At 61.3% G+C, this 13,528-nt stretch carries 14 protein-coding genes; 2 read left to right on the forward strand and 12 right to left on the reverse strand.

Features of this window, described 5'->3' with window-relative positions:
• Nucleotides 1-11 precede the first annotated feature (11 nt).
• From DWX63_RS07175 to DWX63_RS07225, 12 genes are all read right to left on the reverse strand, one after another.
• Nucleotides 12-755, reverse strand: coding sequence for an L-threonylcarbamoyladenylate synthase (locus DWX63_RS07175; protein WP_117843242.1), 744 nt, complete (start codon nucleotides 753-755; stop codon nucleotides 12-14).
• Between the two features lie 134 nt (nucleotides 756-889).
• Nucleotides 890-1,381, reverse strand: a complete 492-nt coding sequence (locus tag DWX63_RS07180; RefSeq protein ID WP_117743856.1) for a type II toxin-antitoxin system HicB family antitoxin — start codon at nucleotides 1,379-1,381, stop codon at nucleotides 890-892.
• Nucleotides 1,348-1,533 carry a type II toxin-antitoxin system HicA family toxin gene (locus DWX63_RS11685; protein WP_117843243.1) on the reverse strand — a complete coding sequence of 62 codons (186 nt, stop codon included), beginning with the start codon at nucleotides 1,531-1,533 and terminating at the stop codon, nucleotides 1,348-1,350. The genes DWX63_RS07180 and DWX63_RS11685 overlap by 34 nt, the downstream gene beginning before the upstream one ends.
• Nucleotides 1,534-1,601: 68 nt before the next feature.
• Nucleotides 1,602-2,852 (reverse strand): HemK/PrmC family methyltransferase, encoded by a 1,251-nt coding sequence (locus DWX63_RS07190; RefSeq protein WP_117843244.1) that lies wholly within the window; start codon nucleotides 2,850-2,852, stop codon nucleotides 1,602-1,604.
• Between the two features lie 139 nt (nucleotides 2,853-2,991).
• Complete coding sequence (locus tag DWX63_RS11230; RefSeq protein ID WP_158559636.1) at nucleotides 2,992-3,201, reverse strand: hypothetical protein; 210 nt, start codon at nucleotides 3,199-3,201, stop codon at nucleotides 2,992-2,994.
• 445 nt (nucleotides 3,202-3,646) lie between these two features.
• Entirely contained in the window at nucleotides 3,647-4,714 is a 1,068-nt protein-coding gene (prfA, locus tag DWX63_RS07195; RefSeq protein ID WP_006235697.1) for a peptide chain release factor 1, read from the reverse strand.
• A 229-nt stretch (nucleotides 4,715-4,943) separates the two neighbouring features.
• Nucleotides 4,944-6,359: a M20/M25/M40 family metallo-hydrolase gene (locus tag DWX63_RS07200; RefSeq protein ID WP_117843245.1), complete on the reverse strand. Its 1,416-nt coding sequence runs from the start codon at nucleotides 6,357-6,359 to the stop codon at nucleotides 4,944-4,946.
• A 72-nt stretch (nucleotides 6,360-6,431) separates the two neighbouring features.
• A complete protein-coding gene (locus tag DWX63_RS07205) occupies nucleotides 6,432-7,217 on the reverse strand; it encodes an amino acid ABC transporter ATP-binding protein (protein WP_117843246.1) in 786 nt (261 codons plus the stop codon).
• A 22-nt stretch (nucleotides 7,218-7,239) separates the two neighbouring features.
• A complete protein-coding gene (locus DWX63_RS07210) occupies nucleotides 7,240-8,388 on the reverse strand; it encodes an amino acid ABC transporter permease (RefSeq protein WP_117843247.1) in 1,149 nt (382 codons plus the stop codon).
• Between the two features lie 9 nt (nucleotides 8,389-8,397).
• Nucleotides 8,398-9,324, reverse strand: coding sequence for a transporter substrate-binding domain-containing protein (locus tag DWX63_RS07215; RefSeq protein WP_117843248.1), 927 nt, complete (start codon nucleotides 9,322-9,324; stop codon nucleotides 8,398-8,400).
• Nucleotides 9,325-9,604: 280 nt separating this feature from the next.
• On the reverse strand, nucleotides 9,605-10,498 hold the full coding sequence (locus tag DWX63_RS07220; RefSeq protein ID WP_117843249.1) for an aldose 1-epimerase family protein: 894 nt from the start codon (nucleotides 10,496-10,498) through the stop codon (nucleotides 9,605-9,607).
• Between the two features lie 113 nt (nucleotides 10,499-10,611).
• Complete coding sequence (locus DWX63_RS07225) at nucleotides 10,612-11,481, reverse strand: hypothetical protein (RefSeq protein WP_117843250.1); 870 nt, start codon at nucleotides 11,479-11,481, stop codon at nucleotides 10,612-10,614.
• A 259-nt stretch (nucleotides 11,482-11,740) separates the two neighbouring features.
• On the opposite strand from DWX63_RS07225, the gene DWX63_RS07230 reads away from it, so the two are divergent.
• Both DWX63_RS07230 and DWX63_RS07235 read left to right on the forward strand, forming a co-directional pair.
• Nucleotides 11,741-12,976: an MFS transporter gene (locus tag DWX63_RS07230; RefSeq protein WP_233514501.1), complete on the forward strand. Its 1,236-nt coding sequence runs from the start codon at nucleotides 11,741-11,743 to the stop codon at nucleotides 12,974-12,976.
• A 51-nt stretch (nucleotides 12,977-13,027) separates the two neighbouring features.
• Nucleotides 13,028-13,474 carry a low molecular weight protein-tyrosine-phosphatase gene (locus DWX63_RS07235; protein ID WP_199411144.1) on the forward strand — a complete coding sequence of 149 codons (447 nt, stop codon included), beginning with the start codon at nucleotides 13,028-13,030 and terminating at the stop codon, nucleotides 13,472-13,474.
• The last annotated feature ends 54 nt before the right edge of the window (nucleotides 13,475-13,528 follow it).

Consider the following 13,528-nt stretch of genomic DNA (forward strand, 5'->3'; position numbering starts at 1 on the left):
CTTACACCTTTCTATTGCATCGGGTCGGACAGGACCCGTTCGATCTCTGATGCGGGAAGTGCGCCTTGGCGCAGGATCTGGAGCCCGCCGTGCTGGAACGACACGATGGTCGAGGCGTCGCGACACGGGGTCTCACCGGCGTCGACGGCAACATCGACCCCCTCCAGGATGCGACCCTCGACGGCGGCAAAGCTTGCCGGCGAGGGCGCGCCGTGCGTATTGGCGCTCGTGCAGGCAAGGGGACTGCCGCAGGCGCGGATGAGCGCCTGGACCACAGGAGAGGCCGAAGCGCGCAGGGCCACGGTGTCGTCGGCAGCGCGCATAAAGGTCGGCACGCAGGGGGCTGCCTTAATCACGATAGTCAGGGCTCCCGGCCAGCATCGTCGCGCGAGTACGCGGGCATCTTCCGGGATATCCACGCCATAGCGGTCGAGCGCTTCGACGCCATCGACCAGCCAAGCGACGGTTTGCGTGAGTTCACGTTGCTTGAGAGTGAAGATGCGGCGGTAGCCGGTACCGAGCGCAGGGACCGCGGCGCCATTGACGGTGGCTTGCGGGTCGCATGACCACGACGGGAACTCGCTTGTATCTTGGGGGACGGCATCGGAGAAGGCTTTAACTGCCACGGCGACACCGTAGACAGTCTCGGTCGGGATCAAGGCCAGGCCGCCGCGGCCGAGCCCCTCGGCAGTGCGCTCGACGGCAAGCCGATGCGGCTCGCGCGCTCCCTCGTATACCCGATAGACCGTCTGCATGTGTATGCCAGCCCCTTACGCTCTGGTGCAAGTTTGTTTACTGTGGGGCATTCTCGCACGAAACGTTCAACCTATTTGTCCAGAGCGCATGTTGGTTTGGTGAGCGGCTCTAGTAGTCGGTGAAAGTGAGGGGGTTATTGGACTGCGACGAACTTCTTTGGCCTGCCGGCATGGCGTTCTTGGGCGGCGTAGCGCTCGATGCTGTCTATCGTTATCATCCGACGGCCGTCGACGAGTTCAACATCGAGCTTTCCGGCTTTGACCAGCGCGGTGATCCGCGGAGCGGAGACTTTGAGGTCCAGCGCTGCGTCTTTAAATGTCCGGCACGCCGCTTCCCGAGCGTCCTCGTGGTCGATTTCGACTGAAAGGGCCACGACCTCGGCCGAGCGTTCGTACCCTGCCGGAGTCAAACCGTTGTTGAGGTCGTCGGCTAAAAACGCCATCAGCGCCTCGGTGGCATGGGCAATCGCTTCTTCGCGCGTATCGCCATCGGCAAAGGCGCCGGGAATCTGCGGGAAGCTGGCACAGTAACCGTCGTCTTCTTTTATGAGAACGCAATCATAGGTAAATCGATGCCTCATTTTGCCTCCAACTACCATCCAGCTTGGCGACGAATACTTGCCCACGTGCCCTTCTTTGGTCGATCACCACCAGAGCCGTTCACGGCGACAACACGGCCACCAGAAACATACTTAGCATGACTACCGACTTGCGCGACCTTCACGAATCCATCGTGCTTGAGTAGGGCAATGATTTCCCGAAAGGTAGGAGGTTGCATGGGCCGACCTCTGTCAGCCGTCCTAATTATAAACTACTTTATAATTTTTGCTAACCAGTTAATAAATATTACTGGCGCTGTTTGGGCTCGGTGACGATGGCCCGAACGATGCGGGGGCGATCGGTGAGATCGCGGACGACGCGCACATCCGAAAGGCCCGCTTGGCGGCAGAGTTCGGCGGCGGCGTCGAGGGCACCCTCGTAGAGCTCGCAGGCAAAGAGTCCGCCGGCACGCAGCATATAGGGTGCCGCATTGAGCAGGCGGCGGAAAATGTCCAGGCCATCGGCACCGCCCTCGAGCGCTAAATCGGGCTCGAAGTCCTTGACCTCGTGCGGCAGCGAGCGCATAACGTCGGTCGGGATGTAAGGCGGGTTGGAGACGAGCACGTCGAAGGTGCCCCACTCGTCGTGGGGAATGGAGCTCACCAGGTTGGTGAGGCTGAAGGCAACCTCATCTGCCGTGAGGCCGAGCGCGTCGCGGTTTTTGGTGGCCAGATCAATGGCACGCGGCTCGATATCGGTAGCGGTGCAGGTAACGTGGCCGCGGCGCTCCCAAGCAAGGGAGAGCGAGATGCAGCCCGTGCCGCAGCCGACCTCGAGAACGCGAGCAGTGCGGGGCTCGGCTGGGGCAGGCGCAGCGGCATCCTGAGCTGAAGCCGTCTCCTGGTCGGCACCCTCGATGGCGATGCCGTATTCGTCGAGCTCGGGCTCAGCAGCTTCCGCAGTCTCGGCTTCCGCTGCCTGCGCGGCGGCTTCCTCGGCCTCGCGGTCGGCCAGTTCCTCGGCATAGGCACGGCTACCCAGCACGTCGCTGCCTAGCGCCGCCTCATCGGCAGCCGTCAGGTTAGCGGCACGGCGCTCGGCGGTCGCGCGTTCGTCTGCCAGCGCGGCCTCGGCTTTGCGGGCCTGCTCGACCTCATCGTTCCAAGGCAGCTCAACACGCTGACGGGCAGCAGCCTCGGGGCTCAGCACCTCGGCATCCAGATAATTGAGGACTTCCTCGACGAGCATCTCGGTCTCGGGGCGCGGAATGAGCACACCGGGGGCGCACGCGACGTCGATCATGCGAAACTGCGTGCTGCCCGTGATGTATTGCAGCGGCTCGCCCTTAGCGCGGCGGACAACGGCCGCGTGCATGGTCTCGAGCTGGGCCGCGTTAAGCATCTCGTCCATGCGCATATATAAGTCGATGCGTGCCAAACCCGTGGCAGCGCACAGCAGCCACTCAGCAGAAAGACGGGGGTGCTCCTCGCCACGCTCGGCTAGGTACTCCTTGGTCCACTCAAGACAACGCTTGATGGTCCAGATCTCGTTTGCCATGGGGCCCTCCCCTCTTAAGCGCCGGGCGGCGCGCGAATGTCGGAGCAGATTGTACGCGAGGCCAGCGTTTGGCAAGGGACGATTGAAGGCGATTATCGACAATCAGCCCAGATTTTTACTTGGAACCTGCCCGAAGTGTTCATTCGTCGACGTCTAAATCTGCATCCGTCAAGTTTTTGGCAAGGTTGCCCCAAAACTGACCAATATCTAACCAAGAACTTGCCAAATCACTTGACGCGCGACGCATCAAAAAATGCACTGCAGCTTCTTGGACGATTTTTTGAGCAATATTTTCGGCAGAAGATGCACGCCGCAATTTCTTTGAGCAGGTAGCTGGCTTAATGGCCATCAAAGCCGATTGAATAACATCTCAAAGCAATGTGCCCAACCCAGTCATTGGGGACGTTCTTAAACGACTAGCTATCGGGGACAGTCTTCGCAGCCAGCCGCGAAGGACCGTCCCCATCTGCCGGCCTTTAGGGACAGTCCCCAACTGCCGGCACAAAAGGAGCGTCCCCAACTGCCAGGTGCCGCAAGAATATCCCTTTTGACTAGTCATTTAAGAACGTCCCCAATGACTACCTTGGAAACCCCGCAGGTTGAGCATACCGCATCCGGAGCAAGGCAACGCTGCAGGTAGAGGACGGACAGCGAGCGACGTCCAGGGCGAACAAGTTGGCATGAAAAAGGCAAGGCATAGACCTTCTGGTCATGCCTTGCCTTTTGAATGACAAATTGTCGCCCTGGGCGGCGCGCAGCGTCGGCTGGTCCGCCGTTCGGTAGAACGGCGGAACCTACACAGCTTGTGCCAGCTTCTCGGCTCGCTCGGCGGCGGCGAGCGCCTCGATGACGGTGCCGAGTTGATCGCCCAGAAGGACGCCGTTGTAGGTGGAGTTGAAACCGATGCGGTGATCGGTCACGCGGTCCTGGGGCTGGTTGTAGGTACGGATCTTCTCGGAACGGTTGCCGTGGCCGATCTGGCTCTGGCGCTCGGCACCGAGCTCTGCCTGCTGCTTCTCGAGCTCCATCTCGTACAGACGGGCACGTAGCATCTGCATGCAGACCTCGCGGTTCTGGATCTGGGAACGCTGCTCCTGCGACTGCACCACGGTGTTGGTGGGCAGGTGGGTGATGCGCACGGCGGAGTAGGTAGTGTTAACGCACTGACCGCCAGGGCCGGAGGCGCAGTAGGTGTCGATGCGCAGGTCGGACTGGTTGATCTGAACGTCGATCTCCTCGGCCTCGGGAAGCACGGCGACGGTCGCCGTGGAGGTCTGGATACGGCCCTGGGACTCGGTCTTGGGAACGCGCTGGACGCGGTGCACGCCGGACTCGAACTTCATGACGGAGTAGACGCGGTCGCCCTCGACCTTGAACTCAATGGACTTAAAGCCGCCGGCCTCGCTGGGACTAGAGTCGAGCACGGTGGTCTTCCAGCCGCGCGACTCGCAGAAGCGCTGGTACATCTTGTACAGGTCGCCGGCGAAGATGGCGGCCTCGTCGCCACCGGCGGCGGAGCGGATCTCGACGATAGTGTTCTTGTCGTCGTTGGGGTCACTCGGGATGAGCATGTACTTGATGTCTTCCTCGAGCTGGGGAAGCTTCTCCTCGTTCTCGGAGATGTCCATCTGGAGCATCTCCTTCTCGTCCGCGTCGGTCGTGTCGCGGAGCATTTCCTTGGCAGCCTCGATGTCATCGAGCGCACCGATGTACTCGCGCGAGGCGGCGATGAGGTCGGACTGGTGCGCATACTCCTTGTTGAGACGCGTGAACTCCTTAATATCGGAGGCGACGGCCGGGTCGGAGAGTTTCTTCTCGAGCTCCTCGTAGGCCTTGATAATCTTTTCGAGCTTGTCGCGCATGGCGGGACTCCTTTATATGCGTGAAGGTGAAAATCGGCAGAATTGATGGGGCGCGGGGCGCCGCTGCGGGGGTAAGCCCGGCTAGAACATGTCGATCTTCAGATACATGCGCATCCCTTCGCGTATGGGGTACATAGTTGCGGTCTAACCCATACATGATAGCGTGCGCAGGCAAACCTGCATATAACCCGCACGGAATGTGACAAAGGGACAGTCCCTTTGTCACATTCTAGAGTGTTTGAAGCAGAGCAATGAGAAAACGAATGCCCTGGAGGTAGGCTCGGTGGGTGATGCGCTCGTTGGTGCCGTGGACGCCGCGGTCGCACTCGTCATCGTCGACCACAAATGCCGAAAAACGAATGCATTCAGAGCAAATGCGCTGGTAGTTGGCAGCGTCGGTCGCGCCAATCACGGTCGAGGGCACAATTGCCACTGGCTCGAATGATCCGTTTTCCTCCATCCCCTTTGGATCACGGAAATAACGGGCGGCGATGGTGCGAACGGCCTCGAGGCCCGGCCCGCCGATGCGCGGGGACGGCGAGGGCTCGGAGCTGCCGGGGCCCAGCTCCACTTCGACACGACCGGCAAGGTCCGCCCCGGCAACCGCTTCACGGCAGCGCGCCACAACGTCGGACACGCTCGTGCCCTCGAGCATGCGGAAGTTAATGTTTGCCCACATATCCTGCGGCATCACGTTAGCACCGGTGCTACCGCCCTCAATTTGGGTCGGTGCACAAGTGGTGGTCACGAGCGGATAGAGCTTCTTGCTGGCGAGGCACTCGCGCACGATGGCGTCCTTGTTGGCGGCAATTTCATCGGCCGTGTAGAGCCCCAACTCGACGAGCTGGGCGGCAAGCAAGTCGGTCACACGCGTCGGCCATTCGATATCGCAAATTGCGGCGATGGCGCGGCTCAGCATCTCGAGTGACGTGCCGCCGTAGGGGTTGGAAGAATGCCCACCCGCGCTCTTTGTCTTGAGAACAATGTCGGCATAACCTTTCTCAGCCAGGTCGGCGTGCATGAGCCAACCCTCGCCCGCGCTGTACTCGGCAGCCGGAGCGATGCGGTAATCGCCCTCATCGATCAGGTACTCAAGCTCAATGCCGCGCTCCTCGAGCACGCGACCGATCGCCCCCGCGCCGCACTGCGTAGTTTCCTCGTCCTGGCCAAAGGCCAGGAGCAGCGTGCGCTCGTGCTCCCAGCCGTGCGCCAGCGCATACTCAACTGCCTCGAGAATGCCTGCGACCTGGTCCTTCATGTCGACAGCGCCGCGACCCCAGATGTAGGTATCGTCCACGTGCCCGCTAAAGGGGGCGTGCGTCCAGTCGGCCTCGGTACCCGGCACCACGGGGACCACGTCCATGTGGCCCATGAACATAACGGGCTTGAGAGCGGGGTCGGAGCCGGCAAGCGTCACCAACAGCGAATGGCCGATGAGCTCGACCTCGCCCGCCGCAAACACGCGCGGCCAGGCCTGCTGCATATAGGCGCGCAGGTCGTCGAACGGTTGCCAGTCCACCGCCTCGGCATCCATGCTCGAGATGGTCGGAAACGACAGCACGCGACCCAAGCGCTCGCTCGCGCCAGCTTCGTCCAAATCGGCAAAATCATCCTCATGCGCAAAGAAGCGCCAAACCTCGGCCATGACATCCTTTCGATTGTGGTGACGAGGGCCGCCCCACCGGAGCGGCCCTGCCACATAAGCGTTTGCGATCGGTTATTTGTCCTCAAGATAGCGCGAGAGGAACTCGCGGGTGCGCTGGTGTTTGGGGTTGCCGAAGAGCTCGGCCGGTGCCGCATCCTCGAGCACCACGCCCTGGTCCATAAAGACCACGCGGTCGGACACCGTGCGGGCAAAGGCCATCTCGTGCGTGACGACGACCATGGTCATGCCGTCGGCAGCGAGCTTGCGCATGACCTCGAGCACCTCTCCCACGATCTCGGGGTCGAGTGCGGAGGTCGGCTCGTCGAACAGCATGATCTGCGGATTCATGCAGAGGGCACGGGCTATGGCCACACGCTGCTTTTGGCCGCCGGACAGACGACCCACGGCGGCGTGCGCGAACTTTTCGAGCCCCACGCTCGTCAGATGCTCCATCGCGACTTTCTCGGCCTCGGTCTTGCTCATCTTTTTGAGCGTGACGGGCGCGAGCGTGCAGTTGTCGAGCACATCCATGTTGCTGAACAGGTTAAAGCCCTGGAACACCATGCCGATGTCCTCGCGCAGCTTGTTGATGTTGCAGCGCTCGGCCGTGAGGTCCTGGCCATGGAACCAGATATGGCCCGCGTCCGGGGTCTCGAGCAGGTTGAGGCAGCGCAGGAAGGTCGACTTACCCGAACCCGAGGCGCCGATGATGGTGACGACCTCGCCGGGATTAACGGACAGGTCGATGCCCTTGAGCACCTCGAGCGAGCCGAAGCTCTTGCGCAGGCCCTCGACGCGGATAAGCGGCTCATTTGTCTGTGCGGCGGCCGCAACGCCGGTAGTGGCGGTATCTGCCATGATGATTCTCCTCGTCTTGAGCCTAGTTGGAGCTGGGCAGCGTTGCCGGGGCCTCGGCGCCGAGCTTTTTGCCAAAGGCCTCGAGCAGGCGGCTCGCCACGAGCGTCAGGATCAGGTAGACCACAAGCGCCACGCAGTAGACCTCCATCTGGCGGTAGTACACGCCGGCGACGGTAGTGGTGGCGTACATGAGGTCGAACACGCCGATGACCGAGAGCACCGACGAGTCCTTGATGTTGATGATGAGCTCGTTGGTGAGCGCCGGGATCGCGTTTTTAATGCCCTGGGGAAACACAACTTTGCGCATGGCCTGCCACTGCGACAGACCCAGCGAGCGCGCCGCCTCGGCCTGACCGGGGTCGATCGACTCGATGCCGCCGCGCAGGACCTCCATCATATAGGCGGTGGAGTTGAGCGAGATGGTGACGAGGCCGGCGGTGAAGGTACTCCAGATCTGGTTGGCCTGGGCAGTCTCGAAGCCCATGCCGCGCAAAACGGTGAAGCCCGCGTAATAGATGAGCAGGCCCTGGACCATCATGGGCGTGCCGCGCACGATGGTGGAGTAGACGGTCGTAAAGCCGCGGCCGATGCTCTTAAAGAAGCGCACCAGGTCGTTATCCACGCGATCGAACGTCTGAATACGCAGGAACACAAAGAGCAGTGCCAGGAAAAAGGCGATGGCGGTGCCGAAGGTGGCAAGCGCGATGGTGATCTCGATACCGCGGATAAAGAAGTCGCCGCTCTTGTAGGTCATGTAGACCAAGCTCGACAGAAAGTCGCTGGGATTGGAGTCCGAGACAATGCTCACCTGCACCAGGTCGATAAACGACATGACGCAACGGTCGATAAAGAAGATCGCCGCGATGGCAACCACGACATAGCTGCCCAGGCGCGCGCCGCGGCGGCAACGCTCGGATGCAAACGGCGACTTTTGGCGATAGTCATTCCAATGCATGAGCTTGGTGACGAGCGCTGCCGCCGATACGACAATCCAAGCCCACAGAATCGCCCAGAGGCAGTCTTGGAACACGCCCGTGGGTGCCAAGAAGCTCAGCGGCGTGGGGTTGCGCTGGCTAAACGCCAGACCGAGCGCCGCGATAGCGCTCGTGCCCAGATACACATAACGGTGGTCGGCCTTGATAAAGGAGGCCAGACGATTGATGGCTTTCATGCTGTCTCCCTATGCCGGCTGACGGTCGAGGCACGCGTCCCACATCTGGTCGCGCTCCTCTTGGCTAATGCCCTTGAGCGTCTTATTGATAAGTTTGAGCAGCTTGTCCGAGCCCTTGCGGCAGCCGACGTTTGCCGTAACCTCCTGCTTAAAGCCCTCGCCCTCGGCAAAATGAATGGGGACGATACCGGGATTTTGGGCCATATAGCCCTTCTCGTTCTCGGTATTGTAGGTCACGGCGTCGCAGGTGCCCTGCAGCAGGTTCGAAAACACCGTGGGAACCGAATCGACCGGGTTCTTGTGGACGACGCCCGGGATCTCGTCGATGACGGTGTCGAGCATGGTGTCCTTTTGGCCGAGCACCGTGGCACCACTGAAGTCGCTGAGCTTGGTGGCGTTTTGGTAGGGCGAGCCCTCTTTTACGAACAGGCCAAAGTAGCCAATGAAGTACGGGTCGGAGAAGCCGACCGACTCCTCACGCTCGGGCGTAGCGCTCATGCCGGCGATGATGAGGTCGATCTGGCCGTTGTTGAGCGAATCGATGAGGCCCGAGAAGCTCTGCTTGACGGCAACGGGCTCGCCGCCAAGGGCCTTGCAGAGGATCTTTGCGATCTGAACATCGTAGCCATCGGCGTAAGCGCCCTGCACGTTGTCGATGGGGATGGTGTACTCGCTGGCCTCGGAGACCTGCCAGTTGTATGGGGCGTAGGCCGCCTCCATGCCGATGCGGATCTTCTCCTTGCCGATCACGGAATCGGACAGGTCGTCGCGACCGCCGCCCGTGGTGGGCTGGACCACCTTGAGCGTGGACGGGCGCTGGCAGCCGGCAAGCGCGCCGGCGACGACGGAAGCACTCGCAGCGAGGGCGCTACCCAGGAAGATGCGACGACTGCACACCGGCTGGGCCTGCGCGTCGCGCTGATGGGAAGAATGCATAATCTGCCTTCCCTGTTGAATCGTATGCTGACGACTTAACAGGATATACGCCAGCGACCAGCAGCGCAGCACAAGCTCGAAAAATTAATAGACACACGGTAGTCATTGGGAACGTCGATGTTTTGGCAATGCCAGCGAGCGCCGCCCAGAGCGAACAAGTTGGCATGAAAAAGGCAAGGCATAGACCTTCTGGTCATGCCTTGCCTTTTGAATGACAAATTGTCGCTCTGGGTGGCGCGCAGCGTCGACCGGCCCGCCGTTCGCTAGAACGGCGGAACCTCTAGAGCAGGGTAACGCTAAAGGAGCGCTCGTCGGTGGCGCCGGGGGCCAAGACGATGGTGTTGACCTTGTGCTCAAAGACGTCGTCCTCGGTGTCCATGGTGGTGTGACCGGTCCAAGGCTCGAGCGCCACAAACGGGGCGTCGTTGGCGGCAGACCACACGCCGATGTACTTAAAGCCCTCAAAGTCGATCTTGACGCCGTGACCCGACTTGCAACCGCGCAGCGTGAGCGTGGAGCCCGGGGTATCGGTGAACATGATGGCGTCGTTATCGAAGCTGCGGTGCGTGATGGGCAGCACGTCCGAGTTATCGGGGGCCTTGTAGCTGCCCTCGAACGTCATAAGGCCATCGGGCGTGATGACGGGGGCCTCGTTAGTCCAGGCCTCGGTAAACGCCAGCTCGTAATCCTCGAACGCCTCGTCCTCGACACCGGGGGCGGGCACGTTAAATGCGGGGTGGCCGCCCACCGAGAACGGCAGGTCCACGTCGCCGGTGTTGGTGACGGCAAAGGTCTGCGTGAGGGTGGCGTCGCCGGTCAGGGCATAGGTCATGTTGAGCTTAAAGTGGAACGGGAACGCCTTGAGCGACTCGGGCGTGTCGGTAATCTCGTAGGTGACAGACGAGCCGTCCTCAGAGACCTCGACCAGCTTGTGCTCGACAATGCGCGCGAGTCCGTGGCGCGGCATCTCGCAGGTGCCGGCCGCAGACGTTGCCGTGTTGTTGCGCAGCGAGCCCACAATGGGGAACAGGATGGGCGCATGCTTGCCCCAAAAGGCGGGGTCGCCCTGCCACAGATACTCGTTGCCGTCGAGAGCAAGGCTCGTGAGCTGGGCTCCCATGGAATCGATGGCCGCGGTGAGGCCGCCGCGCTTGATGGTAGTGACGGTGGACATGCTACTTCCTCCAAAAATAAACAATAGTGTCGAGGGCTATTGTCCCACTCTTGGCGGCGGGACGGGACGGCAGGCGATTATTGAGTAGCCATAGCGGAATGAGCGGCAAACGCCTACTGGGTATCCACGTAAAGGTCGAACCCGCCCTGCGGCGTGGTGTCGACCGTATCGGGCGCCTGCGAGTTAAAGCTCACGGGAACCATGCGCTTTGAGGCGCGGAAACGCGTACCGTCGGTGGCGACGGGCGGCTCATCGACCGTGAGCTCGTAGTCACCAGGCTTGAGCTCGATACCGTCACCTTCGGAATTGACGTATTGGTACTCGTCGACCGCTTGCCCCTTGAGCGTACGACCCACAATATGGACGAGCATCTGGCTGTCGCCGCGCGCAGTGTCCCACGTCGCGCCGTCCTTGACCTCGACCGACACATGTACCGAGCGCGTGCGGCCGAGCGATTGCTCGACAGACATCTCGACCTTGGCGGCGTCTCTTCGCTGTTGTTCAACATGGCTCCAAACGCTACCAATTACCGAGCATGCGATAACGCCGGCCATGAAGGCGATAAGGATGGGGCCAAGCGGCGAGCGACGTCCCGCATCTTCCTCGTGAGACAGATTGGGGCGACGTGTGGGCGCGAGCGCCTGGGCACCCTGCGAGGGCACGTCGAGAATGCTGAAGGATGCCGTGCTGTCGGGGTCGATGGTGTGGCGCGGCTGCGGGGTCTTTGCCGGCGAGATCGACATGTCGGCTGGCTCACCCAGCGTGGCCGTGGCATCGGCCTTTGCCTCGTCGGCCTCGGCCTGGGCCCAGGCCTGCTCGAAGGTCAGGGGCTCGGCGGCATCGGAGGCGGCTTCAGGCTCGACAGCGGCATCGTTGCCGGTCTCGTCCTCGTCGCTCGACACGTCACGCGGCACGGGCTCGTCCCACTCTTCGTCCGGAGCCTCGCCCTCGCTATACCACCACTCAAAGGTATCGATATCCATACGGGGCGCCCCCTTGGCCTCGCAAATAAACACTTGCTAGCCTTATACCCCCAGACGGCACAGCGGCTCGCCGGCACAGATAGGAAAACCATCACAACATTCGACGCTTTTCCTCGTTTTCGAGATTTTCATCGAATGTTGTGACGGTTTGGGCGGCAGCCACGCCGCGAATGTGACAAAGGAACTGTACCTTTGTCACATTCTGTTAGAGTTGCAGGGATTGAATCCCGCTTATTCATGCGACATTGGAGTTACAACCTTGACCGCCGCAACCACGCCTAAAAGTAAGTCAACCGCCGCCGCGCTCTCCCCCGCGCGCACCAAGCTCTGCCTGGCGCTGCTCGTGCTGTTGGGATTCTCGCTCGGCTGCTCCGAGTTCGTGGTCATCGGCATCGAAAGCGACCTGGCGACGGAGCTCGGCATCTCGCTTGCCACAGCGGGCCAGCTCATCAGCGTGTTCGCACTCGTCTACGCCATCGCTACGCCGGTGCTTGCGCTCAGCACGGGACGCTTCCGCCGCTACCGGCTGCTCGTGTGCTACAGCATCGTCTTTGTGCTCGGCAACCTGGTCATGGCGTTGGCGCCCAACTTCCAGGTACTGTTTATCTCGCGCATTGTCCTGGGCTCTGTCTCGGGCGCACTGCTCGCCGTGGGCGTGACGTACATCCCCGAGCTGCTGTCCCCGCAGCAAACTTCGCTTGCCATCTCGGTGGTGTACGGTGCGTTTTCCGTGGCGATGGTCTTTGTCACTTCGATCGGCAAGTTTGTGGCCGACACGCTCGATTGGCACATGGCCATGTACGGCACGCTGACCTTTGCCGTTCTAATCTGCGGAGCGCTCGTGGCGTTTATGCCGCGCGCTGGGCAGACCGATGAGCCCGCCACCTTCCGCGAGCAGGCGGGTCTGCTACGCGAGCCGAGCATCATCACCGGCATGCTCATCTTTTTGTTTGGCGTGGGCTCGGTCTACGTATTCTACGGCTACGTGACGCCTTATCTTGAGCAGGTGCTGGGCATGGGCACGGTCGAAGCCAGTACCACGCTTATGGCCTACGGCGTGTTCTGCCTGATCTCGAACATCCTGGGCGGATGGATCGACGCGCGTTTTGGCATGAAGGCACTGCTTGTGACGTTTGTGCTGCAGGCCGCGGCGTTACTCGGGCTGTTTGCCGTGGGCGGCACCATGCCGCTCGCGCTGGTCTTTGTCTTTAGCTTGGCGCTGCTCATGTACCTGTTCTCGGTGTCATGCATCACGCACTTTATGGACGTGGCTCGCAGCCGCCATCCCAAGTCGATGGTACTCGCAAGTTCGGTTGAGCCCATGGCGTTTAACGTCGGCATCTCGTTTGGCACCGCAGTGGGCGGCGCCGTGGTAAACGGAATTGGCATTGCGTACGTGGGTGCCGTGGGCGCCGCATTCTCACTTGTGGCCTGGGCGCTCACGCTGGCGACGATTAAGTTGGCTCGCTGGGAGCGCAGGCGGGCGAGGGCGTAAGCGCAGATGCGATACTCGAGCTCGATGATGGCGATCGAAAGGAAACCGCGTATGCAACGCGTGCTGTTTATCTGTCACGGCAACATCTGTCGCTCGACGATGGCTGAGTCGGTGTTTACTGAGCTGGTGCGCCGTGCCGGGCGCGCGGGCGAGTTTGTCATCGATTCCGCTGCGACCTCGACTGAGGAGATCGGCAACCCGCCGCATCACGGCACCGTCGCCAAGCTGCGCGAGGTCGGGATTCCCGTCGTAGCACATCGCGCGCGCCAGGTGCGTCGCGCGGAGTATGGCGACTGGGATCACATTGTCTATATGGATGCTGAGAACGCGCGCGGCCTGCGTCGCATCTTTGGCGACGACCCCGACGGCAAGATTACGCGCTTGCTCGATTGGACCGAGCGCCCCGGCGACGTGGCCGATCCCTGGTACACCGGCAACTTCGATGCCACCTACCGCGGCGTACTCGACGGTTGCACTGCTATGCTCGAGCAGCTGTAATCGATGAAATGCAGAGTTTTTAGAGCCATAAATCGGATGAAATGTAGAAATTTG

Source organism: Collinsella sp. AF20-14LB (assembly GCF_003459505.1).
In the GTDB taxonomy this organism is placed as follows: Bacteria; Actinomycetota; Coriobacteriia; order Coriobacteriales; family Coriobacteriaceae; genus Collinsella.

Excerpts from the sequence above, each read along its gene's own strand:
- DWX63_RS07190 (WP_117843244.1), bottom strand. The coding sequence starts at position 2,852 with ATGGCAAACGAGATCTGGACCATCAAGCGTTGTCTTGAGTGGACCAAG.
- DWX63_RS11685 (WP_117843243.1), bottom strand. The coding sequence starts at position 1,533 with ATGCAACCTCCTACCTTTCGGGAAATCATTGCCCTACTCAAGCACGAT.
- DWX63_RS07175 (WP_117843242.1), bottom strand. The coding sequence starts at position 755 with ATGCAGACGGTCTATCGGGTATACGAGGGAGCGCGCGAGCCGCATCGG.
- DWX63_RS07225 (WP_117843250.1), bottom strand. The coding sequence starts at position 11,481 with ATGGATATCGATACCTTTGAGTGGTGGTATAGCGAGGGCGAGGCTCCG.
- prfA (WP_006235697.1), bottom strand. The coding sequence starts at position 4,714 with ATGCGCGACAAGCTCGAAAAGATTATCAAGGCCTACGAGGAGCTCGAG.
- DWX63_RS07220 (WP_117843249.1), bottom strand. The coding sequence starts at position 10,498 with ATGTCCACCGTCACTACCATCAAGCGCGGCGGCCTCACCGCGGCCATC.
- DWX63_RS07215 (WP_117843248.1), bottom strand. The coding sequence starts at position 9,324 with ATGCATTCTTCCCATCAGCGCGACGCGCAGGCCCAGCCGGTGTGCAGT.
- DWX63_RS07235 (WP_199411144.1), top strand. The coding sequence starts at position 13,028 with ATGCAACGCGTGCTGTTTATCTGTCACGGCAACATCTGTCGCTCGACG.
- DWX63_RS07210 (WP_117843247.1), bottom strand. The coding sequence starts at position 8,388 with ATGAAAGCCATCAATCGTCTGGCCTCCTTTATCAAGGCCGACCACCGT.
- DWX63_RS07200 (WP_117843245.1), bottom strand. The coding sequence starts at position 6,359 with ATGGCCGAGGTTTGGCGCTTCTTTGCGCATGAGGATGATTTTGCCGAT.
- DWX63_RS11230 (WP_158559636.1), bottom strand. The coding sequence starts at position 3,201 with ATGGCCATTAAGCCAGCTACCTGCTCAAAGAAATTGCGGCGTGCATCT.
- DWX63_RS07205 (WP_117843246.1), bottom strand. The coding sequence starts at position 7,217 with ATGGCAGATACCGCCACTACCGGCGTTGCGGCCGCCGCACAGACAAAT.